This is a genomic window from Desulfoscipio geothermicus DSM 3669 (assembly GCF_900115975.1).
GTDB lineage: Bacteria > Bacillota > Desulfotomaculia > Desulfotomaculales > Desulfallaceae > Desulfoscipio > Desulfoscipio geothermicus.
Genome location: NZ_FOYM01000005.1, coordinates 1 through 18,984, shown reverse-complemented (window position 1 = coordinate 18,984; position 18,984 = coordinate 1). Strand labels below are relative to the sequence as shown.

Here is an 18,984-nt window from a genome sequence, read left to right as displayed (position 1 = left end):
CTATAAATAATATATATTATATGCGCACTTTAAATTTCCTCTTTCTTGGTTATAAAATAATAATAAATTATTTTATAACATATTTAGTATAAATTATTTATTATGGGTAACTATTTTGGTCAAATCCGCCACGCCGCCGCCAAGGTCGGCGACCTTTTTCAAAAGGGCCAACCGGTTGTCTCTGACCCGCTCGTCCTCCACCATAACCATGACTTCATTAAAAAACCGGTCCACCGGCTTTTGCAGCCTGGCTATTCCGGCCAGCGCCGTCCCGTATTCCCTGGCCTCGATGGCGGCACCGGCGAACGCGGACACTTCCCGGTAAGACCGGTACAGTTCTTCCTCCGCCGCCGATGCAAACAACGCCGGGTCCACCCGCTCGCTTTCCGCTTTTTTACTCAGATTATACGCCCTGGTAAACGCCGTCAGCAGCGCGTCAAAGGCCGGGTCGGCGCGGAATTGTTCCAACGCCCGGCCCCGCAGCCAGGTGCCGGAAACGTCGTCAAAACCGGCGGTCAGAACGGCGTCCACCGTATCGTAAGGCAAGCCCCGCTCCATGAACAGGCCCCGCAGGCGCTGCCGGAAAAATTCCTCCAGTTCAGCTATCACCTCTGCCGACGACAGTTGCGCTGCCACCCAGCCCGCATAGCCGCTATATGCCCGGTTGATCATTTCTTGTAGGGAAAGCACCAGCCCGCCGTCAATAATAATGTGGCAAACCCCCAGGGCCTGGCGCCGCAGGGCGTAAGGGTCCTGGGACCCGGTGGGTTGGATGCCCACGGTAAAGCACCCCACCAGGGTGTCTATTTTATCGGCAATACTTAAAATCTTGCCCGGCAGTGTTTGGGGCAGTTCGTCGCCCGCAAACCGGGGCAGATAGTGCTCGTAGACAGCCTGGGCCACCTGCTGCGGTTCACCGGAACGCAGGGCGTATTCCCGGCCCATTATCCCCTGCAATTCGGGGAATTCATAAACCATGTTGGTCAAAAGGTCCGCCTTGGCCAGGTAGGCGGCCCGCGTTATATCGCCCTGCTCCTCCACGTTCGCTCCCAGTTGCCCAGCCAAAAAATCTGCCAGGGCGGTCACGCGCTCCACCTTGTCGTAAACTGTACCCAGTCTTTCTTGGAACACCACTTTTTTCAGGCCTTCCACCCTATCCGCCAGCGGCGTTTTCAGGTCTTCCTGCCAGAAAAAAGCGGCGTCCGAAAGACGGGCCCGCAGGACTTTTTCATTCCCGGCCCGGATAATGGCCAGGCTTTCCGCATCAGGGCCGTTATTGCTGACAGCCACGAACCGGGGCAGCAGACGCCCGTCTTCGCCCCGCACCGGGAAATAACGCTGGTGTTCCCGCATGGGCGTAATCAAAACCTCCTCGGGCATCTGCAAAAAACTGTCGTCAAAACTGCCGCACAAAGCAGCGGGGTATTCCACAATATTGGTCACCTCGTCCAGCAAGCCGGCGTCGATTTCCACCCGCCCGCCTTCCCGGGCGGCGGCCTCGGCTAACTGCCGGCGGATAATTTCTTTGCGCTCGTTAACGTCAACTATTACATACACTTCACGCATCACGTCAAAGTAGGCACCGGCCCCGGCAATTTCCTGCCTTCCGCCGGAAAGAAAGCGGTGGCCGTATGTATAACGGTCTGCCTGCAGCCCGGCCATGGTAAAGGGCACCACCTGCTTGCCGTACAGGCAGACCAGCCAGCGGATGGGGCGTGCAAACCGCATCTCCAGGTCGCCCCACCGCATGGGCTTGGGGAAATGCAGGCCGGTGACCAATCCGGGTGCTATTTCGGCCAAAACTTCCACGGCCGGGCGCCCTTCCTCTCTTTTCACGGCAAATACGTACTCTACCGGGCCCACTGACTTGCGCACCAGGTCCTCCACCTTGACCTTGTTGCTCCTGGCAAAGCCCAGGGCGGCCCGGGTCGGCTCACCTGCAGCGTTAAAGGCCACCTTGACGGCCGGGCCCTTTACTTCCTGGACCAATGGTTCCTGTTTTTCCGCCATCCCCCGGACAAATACCGTTATCCTGCGGGGGGTGCCGCAAGTGATTATTTCCCCGTAAGCCAGCCTGCTCTCCAGCATGGCCTGCTCAGTGTTTTTCCACAGCTGCTCCAATGCCGGGTCCAGAAAACGGGCCGGCAGTTCCTCCACACCAATTTCCAGCAAAAAATCCCTGGCCATTATTTAGCCCCCTCCTTCTTCAACAAGGGATAACCCATACTTTCCCGCTGTTCCACGTATTTTTGCGCGCAGGCCCGGGCCAGGTTGCGCACCCGGTGAATGTATCCGGTCCGCTCGGTTACGCTAATGGCGCCCCGGGCGTCCAGCAAGTTAAATGTATGCGAGCTTTTCAGCACGTAGTCATAGGCCGGCAGCACCAGCCCTGTTTCCACCACCCGCTCGGCCTCGCGCTCGTAAATGTCAAAAAGCTTAAATAACATATCGGTGTCGGCGTCTTCGAAGTTGTAACGGGAGTGTTCCACTTCCCCGCGGTGGTGTACATCGCCGTAGCTAATACCGTTCACCCATTCAATGTCAAATACGCTGTCCTTTTCTTGTATGTACATGGCCAGGCGTTCCAGGCCATAGGTAATCTCCGCGCTGACCGGATGGCAGTCGATACCGCCGCACTGTTGGAAATAGGTGAACTGGGTAATTTCCATGCCGTCCAGCCAGACCTCCCAACCCAGACCCCAGGCGCCCAGGGTGGGCGATTCCCAGTTGTCTTCCACGAAGCGGATATCGTGCTTGCGCGGGTCAATGCCGATGGCTTTGAGGCTTTCCAGGTAAATATCCACCACGTCGTCCGGCGATGGTTTGAGGATTACTTGGTACTGGTAGTAGTGCTGCAAGCGGTTGGGGTTTTCACCGTACCGGCCGTCCGTGGGCCGCCGGGAAGGCTCCACATAAGCCACCCGCCAGGGCTCGGGCCCCAACGCCCGTAAAAATGTGGCCGGGTTCATGGTACCGGCGCCCTTTTCCACATCGTAGGGCTGTTGAATGATGCAGTTTTGCCCGGCCCAGAAGGCATTCAGGGCATGAATCAGTTCCTGGAAATTCATATTCAGCGACAGCCTCCTTTTATTGAGGAAATATTTTTTTCCTTGGTTGGTTACGCCCAACGCTCACTCCAGTGCGTCGCGCCGACAGCACCACGCCTTGCTTCGGACCGGATTAGCGGCGCTGCAAAGGCGGCGCGGTATATTTTTCATATTCCTGACATATAGACTTTACTTTAAAGCTCATCTGTTTAACTGCAAACTGTTATTGAACCGCTGGTTTCGTGCCGCTATCCGGTTACCTAAAAGCTTTTTCCGGGTGCTGTTACCGGCGCTACGCAAGTCGTTCGCTTATGGGCAATGCCACAGTAGTCAAATGTTTTGGTGAATATTTACCAGCATTTCTTTGTTCTACTCTTCTGCCTTCAGAAATGTATATGTTAAATCCATTCTGAATTCCGTCTTCTTTAAGTTAGTAAATCCTCTGACCGAGGGGTACTTCCCGGTCGGGCTGCAAGAGGACCACCTCGCCCCGGTCGTTGTCGCAGCCCATGACCAACACCTCGGATATAAACGGGCCGATTTGCCGCGGCGGAAAGTTGACCACCGCCACCACCAGGCGACCCACCAATTCTTCGGGTTTGTAAAGGTGCGTGATTTGGGCGCTGGATTTTTTCAAGCCCAGCGAGCCGAAGTCAATGGTCAGTTTATAGGCGGGCTTGCGGGCCTCGGGAAATTCTTCCGCCGCCACGACTTTGCCCACCCGCATGTCAATTTTGGTGAAATCGTCTATCGTTGCCATATAATCACTCCCTGCCTTTTCTTCCCCCGCCGGTTTTTAATACAATAGCGCTGGGTCTACCCTGAAATAGTATGTTCGGTGCGAGGCGGGTTGCTCCCCGCAAGTGATGTATCGGAGCGTCGGTAACGGGACTTGGTGAAGCTGAGGTTGCCGAATTGGCGGGACGAATCGCGCAGAAACCACCGGCATGTCTTGAAAAGAGGAAGCGACTGTTAATAAATAACCAAGTATAACTACCCGCTCTGCGCATTATGCAGGACCGCCAAATTCGGCCCGAAGCGAACCTTAGTCCCGTCGACGCGGAGATTTTGAACGCAGCGGGGAACAACCCGACCTGCACGATTTTCATCCCCTGATGGTGCCGCGCTGGCGGCGCATTCAAATATGAAAACCCCCCGCCCCTGCGTGAAGCAAGGGACGGGAGGTTTAATCCCGCGGTTCCACCCTTGTTGACCACCGTAAGCGGCGGCCCACCTCTTAGAAGTGCAGGTTTTACTGACCGGCCGGTACGCCGGCTTTCCTCCTGCGGCTCGGGAACCCCTTTCGCCAGGGCCATCTGCCGGCTCGCACCACCCGCCGGCTCTCTGCAAGATTATCCCCCGGTTACTCTTTCCCTCATTGCCAGATCGATTTTATTTTCTCCAGACAAATTTATCAAATTTGGCCCCTAAAGTCAATTATATTACTGTTACTGCAGCGGCGGGTTCTTAAATGTGAAAGTATCGCCGTCTTGTTCCGCGGGCTTTTTATCTGGCTCTTCGCCCTTTTCACCGCGATCTATCTCCAGCGTATACTTTTTGGCCATGGCGGTAGCCGTACCCAACGCGCCCAGCACCGCCAATTCGCTGCTGGCCAGTGCAGCCAGAATGCCCACCGCACCCACCGTGGCGGGCATTTCAAACACGGTACGGTCTCCCTGCTTGATTTTGATCTTGGTTTCCTGGCCCCGGTGCAGCATCCCTTTTAGATTTTCCCAGATATCCTGGGCGCGGCCCTGCATTTTTTCGGAAAACTGCTTGTCTTTTTCTTCCAGGTTTATTAACGCCTGTACCACATCACCCTCGGCCTCTTCCAGAACTTTCTTGGCTTCCCGGTAAGAGATGCCGGTTCTGTTTCTTATCAAGTCAATTTTCTCCAGTTCATCATGCATTTACACTACCCCCTTAAAATTAATACTACGAAATAATTTAACCTCTGGGGCAGCCAAATTATACGCCGTTGGGTCTGTAGGCATGAAGTCTTTCCATAAAATATAGCGACCGGGAGCGCTTTTCCATGTGCCATTGCAAATATTCCCGCATAATACAGCGCATTTCGGCGCGGGATGATTGTGAGACGCGTATCCTGTTGATTTTTCCCGCGTCCCAGTGGAGGAGCATTTTCATAACCGCCACGGTTTCTTTGGTACAGGGGATTTCCCCGGCCCCCCGGGAACATTGCGGGCAAACCAGACCGCCCGCCGCGGCGCTAAAACGGGCGCGCGGGTCAAAGGCTTCGCCGCCGCAATTGGCGCAGCCCTCCAGGTAAGGTAAATAACCCAGCAAGGCAACCAGTCTCAGCTCAAAATACCGCAGCGTCAATTCCACGTCTACAGTGTTTTCCAATAGCCGCAGGGTGTGTAACAGCAATTTAAAAATATCCCCGTTGGGTTCACCTTCCGCCGTTAGACCGTCCACCAGTTCGGTGACATGCCCGGCATAAGTCATGCGGTCCAGGTCCGACCAAATTCCGGGAAAAATTTCCAGACCCTCGCACTGGCTGACGCTGTCCAGTTCCCGCCCCCGGCGCAGCAGAAAATAGGTATAAGAAAAAGGCTGCACCGCCCCCCGCTTGCGGCTGGTGGGCTTGGCCGCGCCGTGGGCTACCGCCCTGATCTTGCCGTTTTCCTGCGCGTAAAGGGTCAGCACGCGGTCGGCATCGCACATCGCCCGCGAATTAAGCACTACGGCACGCACTTTATAAAGCTTCATATGTATTTCCCCCAATAAATATTATAACATGCCCGGATGAAAAACAATTTTTGCAGGGGGAATTGTTTACGTTTTGTTGAACAGTTTATAATGAGGAATCTCATGCAATGGAGTAAAAAACGGAAATATCATGGAAGTGCCAATATATCGATAAGCGAGGTATAGACATGCGTATAGTAGTAGCGATCACCGGCGCCACGGGAGCGGTTTACGGCATTACCATGGTGCGGGAACTGGCCCGGGCCGGGGTGGAAACGTACCTGGTGATCAGTAACTGGGCCCGGCGCACCATTGAGTTGGAAACCGATTTTAAAATAAGCAATATAGACGCCCTGGCGGCCAGGGTTTACAATGCGGAAAACCTGGCGGCGCCCATTGCCAGCGGGTCCTTCAGGCACCAGGGGATGGTCATAGCCCCCTGCAGCATGAAAACCCTGGCCGCCATCGCCGGTGGATATGCAGATAATCTCATCAGCCGCGCCGCCGACGTCACCTTAAAAGAAAAACGACGCCTCGTCCTGCTGCCCCGGGAAACCCCGCTGCATGAAATACACCTGGAAAACATGCTCAAACTGGCCCGTGCGGGGGCCGTCATCATGCCGCCGGTCCCCGCGTTTTACCACCGCCCGTCCACCATCACCGACCTGGTAATGCATACGGTGGGACGGGTGCTGGACCTGCTGGAAATTGACAACAACCTGGCCCCCCGCTGGCAGGGGCTTTAAATCCATTTTTTTATCTTAAAAATCACAAACATCCACAGTGAAACGCCAATTAAACCGGCAGTGATGGTAATAGTGGACCACACGCTTTCCTGTTCAGGTAAGGGCACGTTCATCCCGAAGAAACCGGTAATAAAAGTAAGCGGCATAAAAATGGTGGATATCAGGGTAAGCACGCGCATGATCTCGTTGGTCCGGGCGCTGATGATGGAATAATAGGTTTCCAGCGCACCGTCCACCAGGTCTCGGAAACTGTCGATCGTGTCCGTGATTCGCTCAATGTGGTCCACCAGGTCCAGGTAATAAGGTTCGCTTTCCTTGGCTACCTGGAACATGTAATGGCCGCTGACATTAGAAAACATCCGCTTTTGGGGTAATATGGCCCGGCGCATGGTCAGGATGGTCCTTTTGAGGGCCAGAAACTCCTCGGTAATTTCCTTGCTGGGCTGTTCGTACAGCTGGTCTTCCAGTTCATCGATACGCTGGTCGATCCGGTCCAGGATGGGGAAATATTCGTCAGTGATACCGTCCAGGATGTGGTATAAAAACATATCCGGGCCGTTTTCCATGTACTTGATTTTGTTGGCCAGGCATTCCCTGGCCATGCGGCCCAGACTGCGCAAAGCCCTGCGATGCACGGTAACCACGTAGTTGGAATTTAAAAAAACATTTAGTTGCTCCAGGGTGATTTCCTCGTCGCTGTCTTCTTTGTAGCGCAGGGCATGCAGCACAAAAAAATAATAATTGTCGTACGTGTCCACCTTGGCCCGCGGGCTATAATACAGGCAGTCTTCCACCGCCAGGTTGTGAAAATCAAAAACCCGAGCCACGTAGTTTAACTCTCGTTCATCTTCAAAATCAAATATATCCAGCCAGAGCAGGTCATCCTCGTGTTGAAAAAGGTCCTTGCGGGTGATATTTACATCGTGGAGTAACTGCCGCCGGGTGGCATCGTAAAAGTATGTTTTGATCATCTGGGTCACCTCCACGGAAGTTATTTTTATTTTTGGTTTTTAATAAGTATCGTCGGTATGGAGACTCTTCCATGCAGGTCACCCCCTTGAAGTAATTAGAAAAGGCCTTCAAATAAATGAAGGCCAATAACAAACACTACGTGCCTTCTTCATTCGTGCAAGCTTTGGCTCTATACAGCTAGAGAAACCCTGTTCTCAGCCGCATTAGGTAAAACCTTAGTTCGGCAGTACCAGTTGACCCGTTACTGTCTCTCGACATTTCCGGGCAGCGGCCTGTGTCTGTAGAGTAGCCTCACCTAACGAAGAACTTTATCCGGTTATCACATTTATATAGTATTACTGAGCAATGTAAATGTCAAACGATAAGTTTTCAGTCATCCATAAAACCAAAATTTTTCATATATATTTCCCGGTTGCGCCAGTCTTTTTTCACTTTGACCCACAGTTCCAGGTAAATCCTGGAGCCCAGCAAGGCTTCTATTTCCTCGCGGGCCAATTTGCCCACTTCTTTGAGCATGCGCCCGCCCTTGCCGATCAATATGCCTTTCTGGCTTTCCCGCTCGGTGTAAATGACCGCCCGCACCGCCACGAGGTTTTCAGACCTGTTCTCCACCTCTTCCACCACCACCGCCACGGAATGAGGCACTTCCTGGCTGGTCAGGTGCAGCACCTTTTCCCGAATCAACTCGGACATTATAAAACGCTCGGGACGGTCAATTACCATATCGTCCGGGTAATACTTGGGTCCGGGCGGCAAATATTTGATAATGTTTTCCAGCAAGCGGTCCACATTCTCCCCGGTCAGGGCGGAAACGGGCAGGATTTCGGCAAAATCGCCCAGCTGGCTGAAAGCCGCCTTAACCGGCTCCAGTTCACCGGGCTTAACCAGGTCGATCTTGTTGATCACCAGCAAAACCGGCCCGGTCACCTTTTTTACCTGCTGAAGTATGTAACGATCGCCCGGGCCGGGCATACCCGCTTCCACCAGAAGCATCACCACGTCCACTTCACGCAGCGTGTTCAGGGCCACCCCCACCAGATGTTCACCCAGTTTATGCTTGGGTTTGTGAATGCCCGGGGTGTCAATAAACACCACCTGGTAATCCGGCCCGGTGAGCACGGACTGAATCTTATGCCGGGTGGTTTGCGGTTTGTCTGACATGATGGCCACCTTTTGGCCCACCATTCTGTTCATCAGCGTGGATTTGCCCACGTTGGTCCGGCCCAGTATGGTTACAAAGCCGGACTTAAAATCCGATTCGTTCATAATAAATATGAACCCCTCCTGCAATCGCATTATAAAGAAAAAGCCGCCGGGAGCATTTCCGCCACTGTGGTTTCCCGAAAATCGCCGTGCCGGTCGGCCAGGTAAACCTTCATATCGCCGCCGAACTCCGCCAGCACCTGGCGGCACGCCCCGCAGGGGCTGATATAATCCTCGGTGTCTGCCGCCACCGCCAGTGCCTTAAATAAGCGTTGTCCCCGGGCAATGGCTGAAAAAACGGCCACTCGCTCCGCGCAAACCGTCAGACCGTACGACGCGTTTTCCACGTTGCAGCCCGTAAACACTTCACCATCTGCGGTAAGTAGCGCCGCGCCCACGGGAAACTTAGAATAAGGAACGTAGGCGTTTGCCCGGGCCTTTAAAGCCCGGGCTACAAGTTCTTCCGGTGCCATGGTATCACCTCACTTAATGATTACCTCATAAAAACGGGGCCAAATCAGCAGGTAGGCCACCACCAGGGCATTCAGCGCAGTCAGCAACACCGCGCCGGCGGCCACGTCCTTGGCCGCCCGGGCCAGCGGGTGGCGTTTCCTCGTATAAAGGTCCACGGCAGCTTCCAAAGCGGTATTGAACATTTCGGCCGCCAACACCATGAATATGGTTACTAAAACCACTGCCAGTTCCCGCGCCGGCATGCGCAGGTAGAGGCAAAGCAATACCGCAAGCACCGCCGCCGTCAAGTGGATTTGCATGTTTGGTTGCGTCTTTACGGTATAGCCTATCCCATTCAGCGCCCACCCGATGCGTTGCACCAGCCGCCGCACTCCGCTCACCCTTTCAGCATCCGGTCAAGAACAGCCTCTTCCTTCTGCCGCATAACCCTTTTGTCCGCTTCCGTTTCGTGGTCGTATCCCAGCAGGTGCAGTACCCCGTGCACAGTCAGGTAAGCCACCTCCCGGGCAAGACCATGCCCGTATTCCTCAGCCTGGCGCCGGGCGGTTTCCAGGGAAATCACCACGTCGCCCAGCAAAATCTCTCCCTCACCGCCCGGCATGGCGGGGCCTTCCTGCATTGCAAAACTGAGCACGTCCGTGGGACCGTCCTTGCCGCGATACTGCTTGTTGAGCTGCGCAATATAATTGTCATCAACAAACACCAGGCTCACCTCGGCATCCTTATCCGCGCCTTCAGACACCAGCGCCTCATTAACTACCCCGGCGAGCAAATGAACCATTTCATCCTCAACCGACACTTTTTCCTGCAGATTGTTTACGAGCACCGGCACGCTTGCTCTTTCTCCTTTCCATCTCTTTCGCCATGTCCGGGTATTCTATCCGGCTATGAAATATTCCGGACAACACCCTGATAAAGGCATTGGCTATAGCATCCAGATCTTTGAGCGTTAAATCGCTTTCATCCAGTTGACCGTCCATGAGCTTGTCACGAATAATTTTTCTGACCAATCCTTCAGTGCGCCCGGGGGTACGATTCTGCATGGACCTGACCGCCGCCTCCACGGTATCGGCCAACATAACAATAGCCGCTTCCTTGGTCTGCGGCTTGGGGCCCTCGTATCTAAAATCGTCCTCGGTAATATTTTCGTTTTTATTATTTTCCACAGCCTTGTGATAAAAAAAACTGCACAGGCTGGTGCCGTGATGCTGTTCAATAATCTCTTTAATACCCTGGGGAAGTTTGTTCTCGCGCGCCATTTCCGAACCGTCCTTGACGTGAGAGGTTAAAATCAGGGTGCTCAAGCTGGGCGCAATTTTATCATGCGGGTTTTCACCCATTTGATTCTCGATGAAAAAGTAAGGCCGTTTCATTTTGCCGATGTCGTGGTAATACGCGGCCACCCGCACCAACAGCGAATCACCGCCCACCGCGTCCGCCGCCGATTCGGCCAGGTTACCCACCAGCAGGCTATGGTGGTAGGTGCCCGGCGCCTCGATTTGCAGACGGCGCAACAGCGGGTTGCCCGGATTGGACAATTCCAGCAAGCGCACCGCAGAGGTAATGCCAAAAGCGCTTTCCAGGTAAGGAATGGCCCCGTTGGTTAAAATGGACGAAAGGATCCCGTTGACGGACCCCAAAGCCAGACTGGAGGTGACTACCAGCCCAATGGACGTATCGCCGATCAGCCCCATGGCAAAAATGGCCGCAATATTGGCCGCGCCGGTGTAAAACCCGGCCCGGGCCAGGTCACCCCGCTGGCTCAGCTTACTGACCCCGTATACTCCGGTCATGCCGCCAATCAGGCCGACCACGGCAAACCTGATTTGTCCGCCGGTCATAAGCCCCAAAAGAATACTCATGACGGCCACCACCAGCACAGCCAGGCGGGAATCCAGCAGGATAGCAATCAGCATACCCGCCGCCGCTACCGGGGCCAGGTAACCGAAAAGGGCGCCGAATTCGGGCCACTGGGTGACGTTAATGGCAATAATGGCCTTCGATACCCCCAAAACACCCAGTACAATAATACCGAGCAAATACAGGTGCCCGGCGTTTTTGTAGATTTCCCTGTTCTGCTGGTAAAGATAAAAGAGCACCACCAGCATCAACAGGGCCACCAGCAAGGCAGACCCCACAATAGACGATATAGGCAGGGTGGGGCGGGAAAGACCCAACGCCTCCAGTTTGGCCAGGTGTTCCTCGGTAACTATTTCACCCTCGCCGATAATCTTTTCCCGTTCCTTGATGGTAACCATCACCGGCGGCACCGCTTCCCTGGCCGCCTGCTGCAAACGTTGCGTTTTTTCAGCGTCGAAAAACTTATTGGGCCGCAGGTAGTAACTGATTATTTCCGTCGCCAGTTTTTCATATGGGCTTTGGAGTTGCAAGTTTTTAATTTCAGCGATTAACCCGGCTTCTATATCATCAATATTTTCCTGGGTAACCCCCTGCTGCGATTCCATGGTCCTGGTCACCATGGCAGTTAAGCCGGCTTCCATGCGGTTGAGATTTTCCGGATTGGGCAATGCCAGCAACTTTACGGTATCGGACGTTAAATCAAAGGGAATAACCTCCTGCAATTTACTGACTTTTGCGTCCTCGCTCAGTTCCTTGTTGGATTGTATTGTGCCGACGGCGTCAATCAGCGCGGATATATTCTGCTGCACATCTACGCTTACGCGCGGGTCGGTGATGTACTGTTTTTCAATTTGCGTGGCAGCCAAATTCCGAGCTTCCTCTGTTTTTATCTTATCCTCGAAGATAATACTGCGCGGGGCAAAAACATCGGTGGGTGAAACCTGTCCCACCACCAGGTTGACCTTTTGGGGCATAAATTCCACCGAAATCAGCAGGGTCAACGCCACAAAAAAAATAAGGGCGGCCACCCCCCGGCGCACTTTTCGTTTGCCGGCCAGCCGGTTGTAGCTTGCTATTATTTTTCCCCTTGCCTTGCCTAGAGGAAGCATTTATTTCACTCCTCTTGTTTTTCCACTGATGCGCCTTGTCCTTCATAAGCCCGGACAATTTCCTGCACCAGCGGGTGCCTTACTATATCTTCACCGCTGAAATGATGAAATGATATTCCTTTAATCCCTTGCAGCACCTGCCGGGCATGAACCAGCCCGGACTGCTGTCCCCTGGGCAAATCCACCTGGGTTTCGTCACCGGTTATCACCGCCTTGGAACCAAAGCCCAGGCGGGTAAGAAACATTTTCATCTGCTCCGGTGTGGTATTCTGGGCTTCATCCAGGATAACGAACGAATCATCAAGGGTTCTTCCCCGCATGTAAGCCAGGGGAGCGATCTCTATAATATGTCTTTCCAGTTGCTTCTGGGTGTTTTCAAACCCCAACACGTCGTACAGGCTGTCGTACAGCGGGCGCAGGTAAGGATCAACCTTTTCCTGCAGGTCACCGGGCAAGAAACCCAGTTTTTCCCCCGCCTCCACCGCCGGCCTGGTGAGCACTATCCTGTTCACGCTGCGATTGCGCAGCGCCCTGATGGCCATGACCACCGCCAGATAAGTTTTACCGGTTCCCGCAGGCCCGATGGCAAAAACTATATCATGTTTTTGCAGGCCCTCAATATACTTTTGCTGGCCCACCGTTTTGGGCTTGATTCTTTTACCCCGGGGCGTAACCAGTATCACATCTTTGGCCAGGCCCGCAAGGGCCCCGGGATTACCGGCCTTGATGGTCTTAATGGTATAATTAATTTCATGCATCGTCAACCGGTTGCCCGCCCGGTAAAATTCCTGCAGCTGGCGAATAACCTCCCGGGCTTTTTCCACCTGCTCCCGGCGGCCCATAATGATCAATTCCTCTCCGCGGGTCACCATTTTTACGCCCAGTGAGTTTTCCATAAGAGATAAATTTTCATCGTGTTTGCCAAATATTTCCGCAGCGGCACCTACATCGTCAATTATTACCCTGGCTTCCACGTTTTCCGTCAACTATACCGGACCCTCCTCTATCGGCTACGTGAGGCCGTTCCTTGCCTATTTCCTCCAGCGCTTCTACCAGCACCTTGACCCGGACTATATCCTCGGGCTCATTGGTTTCCACTACCTGAACCTGTTTTTTAAGAATCCTGGCGCCGGCGGGCATACGCGAGCGAATATCGGCCAATGCCCGTTCGGATGCCAGGCGGCGGGCCTGCGCCTTGCTATACCTGTGCACATATGGTTTTGCCTCGTGATATTTAACCGTTATAAATTCGACGGGAATACTTATATTCCTCCACGCCGGCAGCCTTTTACCGTTCGTCTGCGCTTCAAAATGCTCGTATGGAATTTGCCGTGGCCCCATAAAAATTATTTCCTTACCCCCGATTTTCATGCAAAGTTTGGTAATTTCCCGACCCGTCGACCTGACACCCCTTTCCACCAACGGCATTTCCTTGTAATCTTCGTACCAGACCCGGGCCCGCACAATCCCCCGGGCATGCACGTATTTTACCGGCTCTGGCGTCTGTTCGGGTTCTTCAGACGGTTCCTCTCCCGGCTCCAGGTTTTCCTCCGGGTCGGGTGGCGGTACGGCTGCGGAGATCAGCACCTGCCCCGCTGTGACGGTATCCCCTTCGCTGACCCGGGGCTGCCCGTTTAAAACCAATATTTCTTTTATTAAGCCATCCTTCACGGCTACCACATCGGCAGGTTTCTCTTGGCCTGTGTCCGGCGGAAGCACCTTTTCCACCAATTTAATACGAACCCTTGTCCCATCTACGTACACGCCCACCCATGACAGGCCGGGAACTTGTCGCAGCACAGTTTCTTCCACTTTGGCCGTATCAACGGACCACTTGGGGACTCCGCGATAAAGCCCGGCCTGACGGGCTGCTTTACAAACCTGTTCCCTGGCAATTGATCGATTGCCCGTCACATCAACGAACCACACAAACGAGGAAAGTATGTACAATACCACCACAAAAAAAAGCGCCCCGCCCAGCAATGCTTTGCGCCGCTTCATTCTGCCGACAAAAAAGGGCAGGCCCGCCCGCTCCACAATTTGAAACCGGCAGCGCGTCATCCGGGCCACATGTCGCAACGGCTGTACACTGCTCAAACGCACTTTCAACTCTACCCGGTTCCGCCCCGCGTTGGCAATACCCCACAGATAAATCCCCCGGGTAGAGGCCATATTTAAAAATTTTTCCAGGCAGTCTTCCGACACCGCTATGGTTACAAACCCGCCCAGGTAAGCCAATAATTTAAACAGCAACTCCCGCCACCTCCTAACTCAAGAAGGTAAGCGCGGTAATCTGCCCTTCCACGCATATTTCATCGGGTAGTATATTGCGCAAGGTCAGGTTCTCTCCGGTGACTTCAATAATTTTATCGCTGACCACAACCCGGACCAGTCCGGGGTTATATTCCTGGATACCGCGATGGTTTTCGATAAATACCTGCTGGTTACCCACCAGAACAATTTTAGGCAAGTCCAACATAATATCGCCGGGCAATTCCAGGTAGTCGGAAAACTGCCTCTTGAATTTGTTTTTCAAATCCTTCCAAGCCATAAAAAATCCCCCCCTGCCACTAATCTATGCGGCAGGAAGGGGAAAAATAACGCAACTGTGGTTAAATATTCCAGAGATGCAATCCCTTTTACTCAGACTGTTTCATTTCCTGTAACGCATTGGAAATTACTTCAGCGGAAATACCGCCATGAAAACGGGGTTCTTCATTGATTACCGTCAGCGGCAGGCGCACCCTGGGCAAAATAGACACTATTTTAGGATAATCCTTTAATTCATCGGTAGAGACATCCACAAACTTGACATCAACTTTGTCACCAAAGTTTTCTTTGAGGGCTAAGCCCAAATCTTCAGCTTCCTGTTTCATGGTCTTTTCCGTTCCGCACCCGGCGGAAGGCCGCGGCCCTCAGCCAACATGGGGCGTCGGGGCATCCAAACCGAAAATAATCACTTCAAATTGCTGCTCCAAGTTAACTTCCTCCTTGTATGGTAACTTTATACCCTTCAAATTTTATCATACTCATGCCTTTAATGTACACCATAGATGTCCTTTTTATTTGTCAACTGGTTTAATTAATGCGGCAATAAATATTATTTCTGCCACCTTGCATATTTATAAAATTTTTTTATTACATTAATAAAGGAAACTTGGATTTTAAAAAGAATATTCGGTGACATGCTATTAGTGAAGGAGGCGAAGCCAATTATGCCGGAGCAAACAATCAAACTGACCGGTCTGGCCAAAACTTCCGGGTGAGCGGCCAAAATAGGGCCGCATACCCTGTCGCAGGTGCTGCGACATTTACCGGTCACCCATGACCCCCGACTGATGGTCGGGCTCGATACCTCGGACGACGCCGCCGTTTATAAATTGAACGATCGTCAGGCGCTTATTCAAACCGTGGACTTTTTCACCCCGATGGTGGACGACCCGTATCTTTTCGGACAGATCGCCGCTGCCAACGCTTTGAGCGACATTTACGCCATGGGAGGACAACCGCTCATGGCTTTAAATATCGTTTGTTTCCCCGACTGCCTGCCCATTGCCGTTTTACAGGAGATTTTACAGGGCGGGGCCGACAAGGTTGTCGAAGCTGAAGGTATCATCGCCGGGGGACACACCGTACGCGACGATGAACCCAAATACGGGCTTGCCGTCACCGGCCTGGCGCACCCCGCCGGCATTATCACCAACGCCACTGCCCGTCCCGGCGACCGGCTGGTATTAACCAAGCCACTGGGCACCGGCATCATCAACACCGGTATAAAGGCGGAACTGGTTTCCGTGGAAGCGGCAAATCTGGCGGTACAAAGCATGGCCGCTTTAAACAAGGCGGCCTCCCTGGTTATGATGCAATGTGGCGCCAATGCCTGCACCGACATCACCGGGTTTGGCCTTTTGGGGCACGCCGCGGAAATGGCCGCCGCCAGTAAAGTAAGCCTGGAAATTGCATTCTCATCCATCCCCATGCTGCCGGAAACGCTGGACATGGCCCGCATGGGGCTTATTCCCGCCGGGGCTTACGACAATAAGGGCCACCTGGAGGAAAATATACGCTTTGTCAATGGCTTTAAGCCCGAGGAACAGATGGCGCTGTTTGACCCGCAAACTTCAGGCGGCCTGCTGATATCCATGCCCGAAGCCGTCGTTAGCCGGTTCATGGCGGAACTGAACCGGCAAAATGTTCAGGCCGCCGTCATCGGTAAAGTCTCACCCCCCGGGGAAAAGCTTATTAGGATTGTCTAAACTTCCATGTACGCGGGCGTGTGTTCCCCGCTACGTTCAGAATTTACGCGCCGACGGGACTCTGGTTCGCTTCGGGCCGGATTTGACGGTCCTGCATATTGCGCGCAACATGATAATTAAACTTGGTCATGGTTAACATTCGCATCCATGTATACTGCCAAGCAAGTTGCACCTGCGCGATTCGTCCCGCCAATCCGGCAACCTCAGCTTCACCAAGTCCCGTTACCGGCGCTTCGATACATCACTTGCGGGGAACACACGCCCTCTGCGGAATTAACATTTTTGAACGATTCTTGCAATGTCACTTAAAAGGAGGAAAACAATGTCCCATAAAACCGTAGACTGCCGCGGGCTGGCCTGCCCGCAGCCCGTCATCAACACCAAAAAAGCCATCGAAGAACCCGGTGTCGCATCCGTCACTACCATAGTGGATAACGACGTGGCGCGACAGAATGTCACATTGTTTGCCCGCAACGCCGGATACACCGTTACCGAAAAACAAGCCGACGGCGCCTTTCATTTAACCATCGACCGTCAGGAAAGCGCCCCCGCCCGGGAAACCGTCCCGGATGGAAAACCGGTCACACCGGCAGTCACCGGCGCGCCGGTATATTTTATCACCACCAACTCGCTGGGCCAGGGTTCCCCGGACCTGGGTCACGTGCTAATGAAAAGCCTGTTCACCACTTTGGCGGCCATGGACCCCCCCCCGGCGGCGCTGCTGTTTTTAAACACCGGAGTATTCCTCACCTGCGACGGATCCCCGGTGCTGGAGCAACTGGAAAAGCTGCATGCCGCCGGCACCGCGGTGTTGTCCTGCGGCACCTGCCTGGAGTATTATAAGTTGAAAGATAAACTTCAACTGGGTAATATATCCAACATGTTTGACATTAACAACTGGCTGTACGGACCGTATAAAACCATAACCATAGCGTAAATTTACAAGAACAAGTAGTATTCAATGTATTTGAGCGGGTGACAACAAGTCACCTGCTTTTTATTTATATATCAAGAGATTTCAAGTACTTTACGGTTCATTATTTTTGGCTTACCGGGATGAATCCAGCATAAAAATACTTTTTTTGTCACCTGTATTTAAAAAGTCAAAAAAAGACATTATTTATGTTATAGGAGGTAATCGAATGGCTGCTAATGCATCCTTTTGGTCCGTCATTATATTCTTGATAACTTATGCCGTGATAGTTTCGGAAAAAATACACCGCACCGTAGCCGCTTTCACCGGAGCCGCTTTGGTAATGATATTTAAAATACTGACACCTGATAAAGCCGTCCATTACATAGATTTTAACACCATCGGACTGTTGGTGGGCATGATGATTATCGTTGGGATTACCCGCCAGACGGGTATTTTTGAATATGTGGCCATCAGAACCAGCAGGATAGCCCGAGGCGAGCCGTTGAAGGTCCTGGCCTCGCTGGCGCTGCTAACCGCTGTTTTTTCGGCCCTGCTGGACAACGTGACCACCATCCTGTTGATTGTGCCGGTCACCCTGGCCATCACCAGAAAGCTGCAAGTCGCCCCGCTCCCTTTCATTCTTACGGAAATCCTGTCCTCCAATATTGGAGGAACGGCCACCCTTATCGGCGACCCGCCGAATATCATGATCGGCAGCGCCACGCACCTGGGGTTTATGGATTTTTTAATCAACCTGGCACCTGTCGTTATTGTAATATTTCCACTGACTGTTTTCATTTTAATCCGCATATACCGCAACGACCTGCAGACAACTTCGCAACTGCAGCAATCAATCTTGGAAATAGATGAGAAAAACGAGATCAAGGATCCCGTTTTAATGAAAAAAAGTATTGCTGTTTTAGTTTTAACCATTATTGGCTTTGCCCTTCACCAGGTCGTTCACCTGGAAAGTTCGGTCATTGCCTTGTCAGGAGCATCCTTTTTACTTGCCATAACCCGTTTTGACCCCGAGCACGCCCTGCATGGTGTGGAATGGCCGGTTATTTTCTTTTTTACCGGACTTTTTATAGTGGTGGGCGCCCTGGAGGACACCGGGGTCATTGAATTTTTGGCTATGCTTGCCCTGGAAACAACGCAAGGAGCGGTATTCCCCTCGGCAATGATAATACTCTGGCTGTCGGCGCTGGCTTCTTCCTTCGTAGACAATATTCCCTTTGTCGCTACTATGATCCCACTGATCAAGGAAATGGGCCGCCTGGGGTCATTGGGAAATATTGACTTTCTATGGTGGTCCCTGGCACTGGGCGCTTGCCTGGGCGGTAACGGCACCATAGTCGGCGCCTCAGCCAACCTGGTGGCTTTGGGGATGGCGGAAAGGAACAATGTTACCATCGGCTTCTTTCAGTTTTTTATTGTCGGTTTCCCGCTGATGCTGATGTCCATTGTCATCGCCATGGTTTACCTGGTGCTCTGGCACACTTACAGCGCAATGGCGGTCATCCCGGGTACGCTGGCCCTGGGGTTGGCGTTTTCGGTGATGTTGGGCCGTTTGAATAACCGGCTTGAATGAAAAAGCAAAAAAGGGGACAGACTTTCATGCCGCTATCGCGGCACCAACAGAGGATGAAAAGCGTGCAGGTCGGGTTGTTCCCCGCTGCGTTCAAAATCTCC

At 52.9% G+C, this 18,984-nt stretch carries 19 protein-coding genes, 1 riboswitch and 1 other annotated feature; of the genes, 4 read left to right on the top strand and 15 right to left on the bottom strand.

All coding sequences use genetic code 11. The features are described from left to right. Nucleotides 1-93: 93 nt before the first annotated feature. From glyS to recO, 5 genes are all read right to left on the bottom strand, one after another. Nucleotides 94-2,187: a glycine--tRNA ligase subunit beta gene (gene glyS, locus BM299_RS04115; RefSeq protein ID WP_092482204.1), complete on the bottom strand. Its 2,094-nt coding sequence runs from the start codon at nucleotides 2,185-2,187 to the stop codon at nucleotides 94-96. Then, nucleotides 2,187-3,068, bottom strand: coding sequence for a glycine--tRNA ligase subunit alpha (glyQ, locus tag BM299_RS04110; RefSeq protein WP_092482203.1), 882 nt, complete (start codon nucleotides 3,066-3,068; stop codon nucleotides 2,187-2,189). Before glyQ ends, glyS begins: the two co-directional genes overlap by 1 nt. Nucleotides 3,069-3,477: 409 nt before the next feature. Beyond that, entirely contained in the window at nucleotides 3,478-3,807 is a 330-nt protein-coding gene (locus tag BM299_RS04105) for a tRNA-binding protein (RefSeq protein WP_092482202.1), read from the bottom strand. 410 nt (nucleotides 3,808-4,217) lie between these two features. Beyond that, nucleotides 4,218-4,435 (bottom strand) — a binding site (T-box leader). 60 nt (nucleotides 4,436-4,495) lie between these two features. Further along, nucleotides 4,496-4,957: a DUF4342 domain-containing protein gene (locus BM299_RS04095; protein ID WP_092482200.1), complete on the bottom strand. Its 462-nt coding sequence runs from the start codon at nucleotides 4,955-4,957 to the stop codon at nucleotides 4,496-4,498. 58 nt (nucleotides 4,958-5,015) lie between these two features. Further along, entirely contained in the window at nucleotides 5,016-5,777 is a 762-nt protein-coding gene (gene recO / locus BM299_RS04090; protein ID WP_092482199.1) for a DNA repair protein RecO, read from the bottom strand. A 167-nt stretch (nucleotides 5,778-5,944) separates the two neighbouring features. Between recO and BM299_RS04085 the strand changes: the two genes are divergently transcribed. Continuing rightward, a complete protein-coding gene (locus tag BM299_RS04085) occupies nucleotides 5,945-6,502 on the top strand; it encodes a UbiX family flavin prenyltransferase (protein ID WP_092482198.1) in 558 nt (185 codons plus the stop codon). On the opposite strand, the gene corA is transcribed toward BM299_RS04085, so the two are convergent. The 10 genes from corA to BM299_RS04035 all read right to left on the bottom strand — a co-directional run bounded on the left by corA (nucleotide 6,499) and on the right by BM299_RS04035 (nucleotide 14,996). After that, nucleotides 6,499-7,473 carry a magnesium/cobalt transporter CorA gene (gene corA / locus BM299_RS04080; protein WP_092482197.1) on the bottom strand — a complete coding sequence of 325 codons (975 nt, stop codon included), beginning with the start codon at nucleotides 7,471-7,473 and terminating at the stop codon, nucleotides 6,499-6,501. The two genes, BM299_RS04085 and corA, sit on opposite strands and share 4 nt — an antisense overlap. A gap of 141 nt (nucleotides 7,474-7,614) precedes the next feature. After that, nucleotides 7,615-7,784, bottom strand: a riboswitch (M-box (ykoK) riboswitch). Between the two features lie 59 nt (nucleotides 7,785-7,843). After that, nucleotides 7,844-8,740 carry a GTPase Era gene (gene era / locus BM299_RS04075; protein WP_092482196.1) on the bottom strand — a complete coding sequence of 299 codons (897 nt, stop codon included), beginning with the start codon at nucleotides 8,738-8,740 and terminating at the stop codon, nucleotides 7,844-7,846. Nucleotides 8,741-8,769: 29 nt separating this feature from the next. After that, nucleotides 8,770-9,150 carry a cytidine deaminase gene (cdd, locus tag BM299_RS04070; protein ID WP_092482195.1) on the bottom strand — a complete coding sequence of 127 codons (381 nt, stop codon included), beginning with the start codon at nucleotides 9,148-9,150 and terminating at the stop codon, nucleotides 8,770-8,772. 9 nt (nucleotides 9,151-9,159) lie between these two features. Further along, entirely contained in the window at nucleotides 9,160-9,531 is a 372-nt protein-coding gene (locus tag BM299_RS04065; protein WP_245779639.1) for a diacylglycerol kinase family protein, read from the bottom strand. Continuing rightward, nucleotides 9,528-9,983 carry an rRNA maturation RNase YbeY gene (gene ybeY, locus BM299_RS04060; RefSeq protein WP_092482194.1) on the bottom strand — a complete coding sequence of 152 codons (456 nt, stop codon included), beginning with the start codon at nucleotides 9,981-9,983 and terminating at the stop codon, nucleotides 9,528-9,530. The genes BM299_RS04065 and ybeY overlap by 4 nt, the downstream gene beginning before the upstream one ends. Beyond that, nucleotides 9,940-12,120: an HD family phosphohydrolase gene (locus BM299_RS04055; RefSeq protein ID WP_092482193.1), complete on the bottom strand. Its 2,181-nt coding sequence runs from the start codon at nucleotides 12,118-12,120 to the stop codon at nucleotides 9,940-9,942. The genes ybeY and BM299_RS04055 overlap by 44 nt, the downstream gene beginning before the upstream one ends. 5 nt (nucleotides 12,121-12,125) lie before the next feature. After that, on the bottom strand, nucleotides 12,126-13,106 hold the full coding sequence (locus BM299_RS04050) for a PhoH family protein (RefSeq protein ID WP_092482192.1): 981 nt from the start codon (nucleotides 13,104-13,106) through the stop codon (nucleotides 12,126-12,128). Continuing rightward, complete coding sequence (gene yqfD / locus BM299_RS04045; RefSeq protein WP_092482191.1) at nucleotides 13,072-14,373, bottom strand: sporulation protein YqfD; 1,302 nt, start codon at nucleotides 14,371-14,373, stop codon at nucleotides 13,072-13,074. Before yqfD ends, BM299_RS04050 begins: the two co-directional genes overlap by 35 nt. 13 nt (nucleotides 14,374-14,386) lie before the next feature. Beyond that, entirely contained in the window at nucleotides 14,387-14,671 is a 285-nt protein-coding gene (gene yqfC, locus BM299_RS04040) for a sporulation protein YqfC (RefSeq protein ID WP_092482190.1), read from the bottom strand. An 88-nt stretch (nucleotides 14,672-14,759) separates the two neighbouring features. Then, nucleotides 14,760-14,996: a hypothetical protein gene (locus BM299_RS04035; protein ID WP_092482189.1), complete on the bottom strand. Its 237-nt coding sequence runs from the start codon at nucleotides 14,994-14,996 to the stop codon at nucleotides 14,760-14,762. A 339-nt stretch (nucleotides 14,997-15,335) separates the two neighbouring features. Between BM299_RS04035 and selD the strand changes: the two genes are divergently transcribed. From selD to BM299_RS04020, 3 genes are all read left to right on the top strand, one after another. Further along, nucleotides 15,336-16,376: a selenide, water dikinase SelD gene (gene selD / locus BM299_RS04030; RefSeq protein ID WP_092482188.1), complete on the top strand. Its 1,041-nt coding sequence runs from the start codon at nucleotides 15,336-15,338 to the stop codon at nucleotides 16,374-16,376. Nucleotides 16,377-16,698: 322 nt separating this feature from the next. Further along, nucleotides 16,699-17,313 (top strand): sulfurtransferase-like selenium metabolism protein YedF, encoded by a 615-nt coding sequence (yedF, locus tag BM299_RS04025; protein WP_092482187.1) that lies wholly within the window; start codon nucleotides 16,699-16,701, stop codon nucleotides 17,311-17,313. Between the two features lie 205 nt (nucleotides 17,314-17,518). Further along, entirely contained in the window at nucleotides 17,519-18,883 is a 1,365-nt protein-coding gene (locus tag BM299_RS04020; RefSeq protein ID WP_092482186.1) for an ArsB/NhaD family transporter, read from the top strand. The last annotated feature ends 101 nt before the right edge of the window (nucleotides 18,884-18,984 follow it).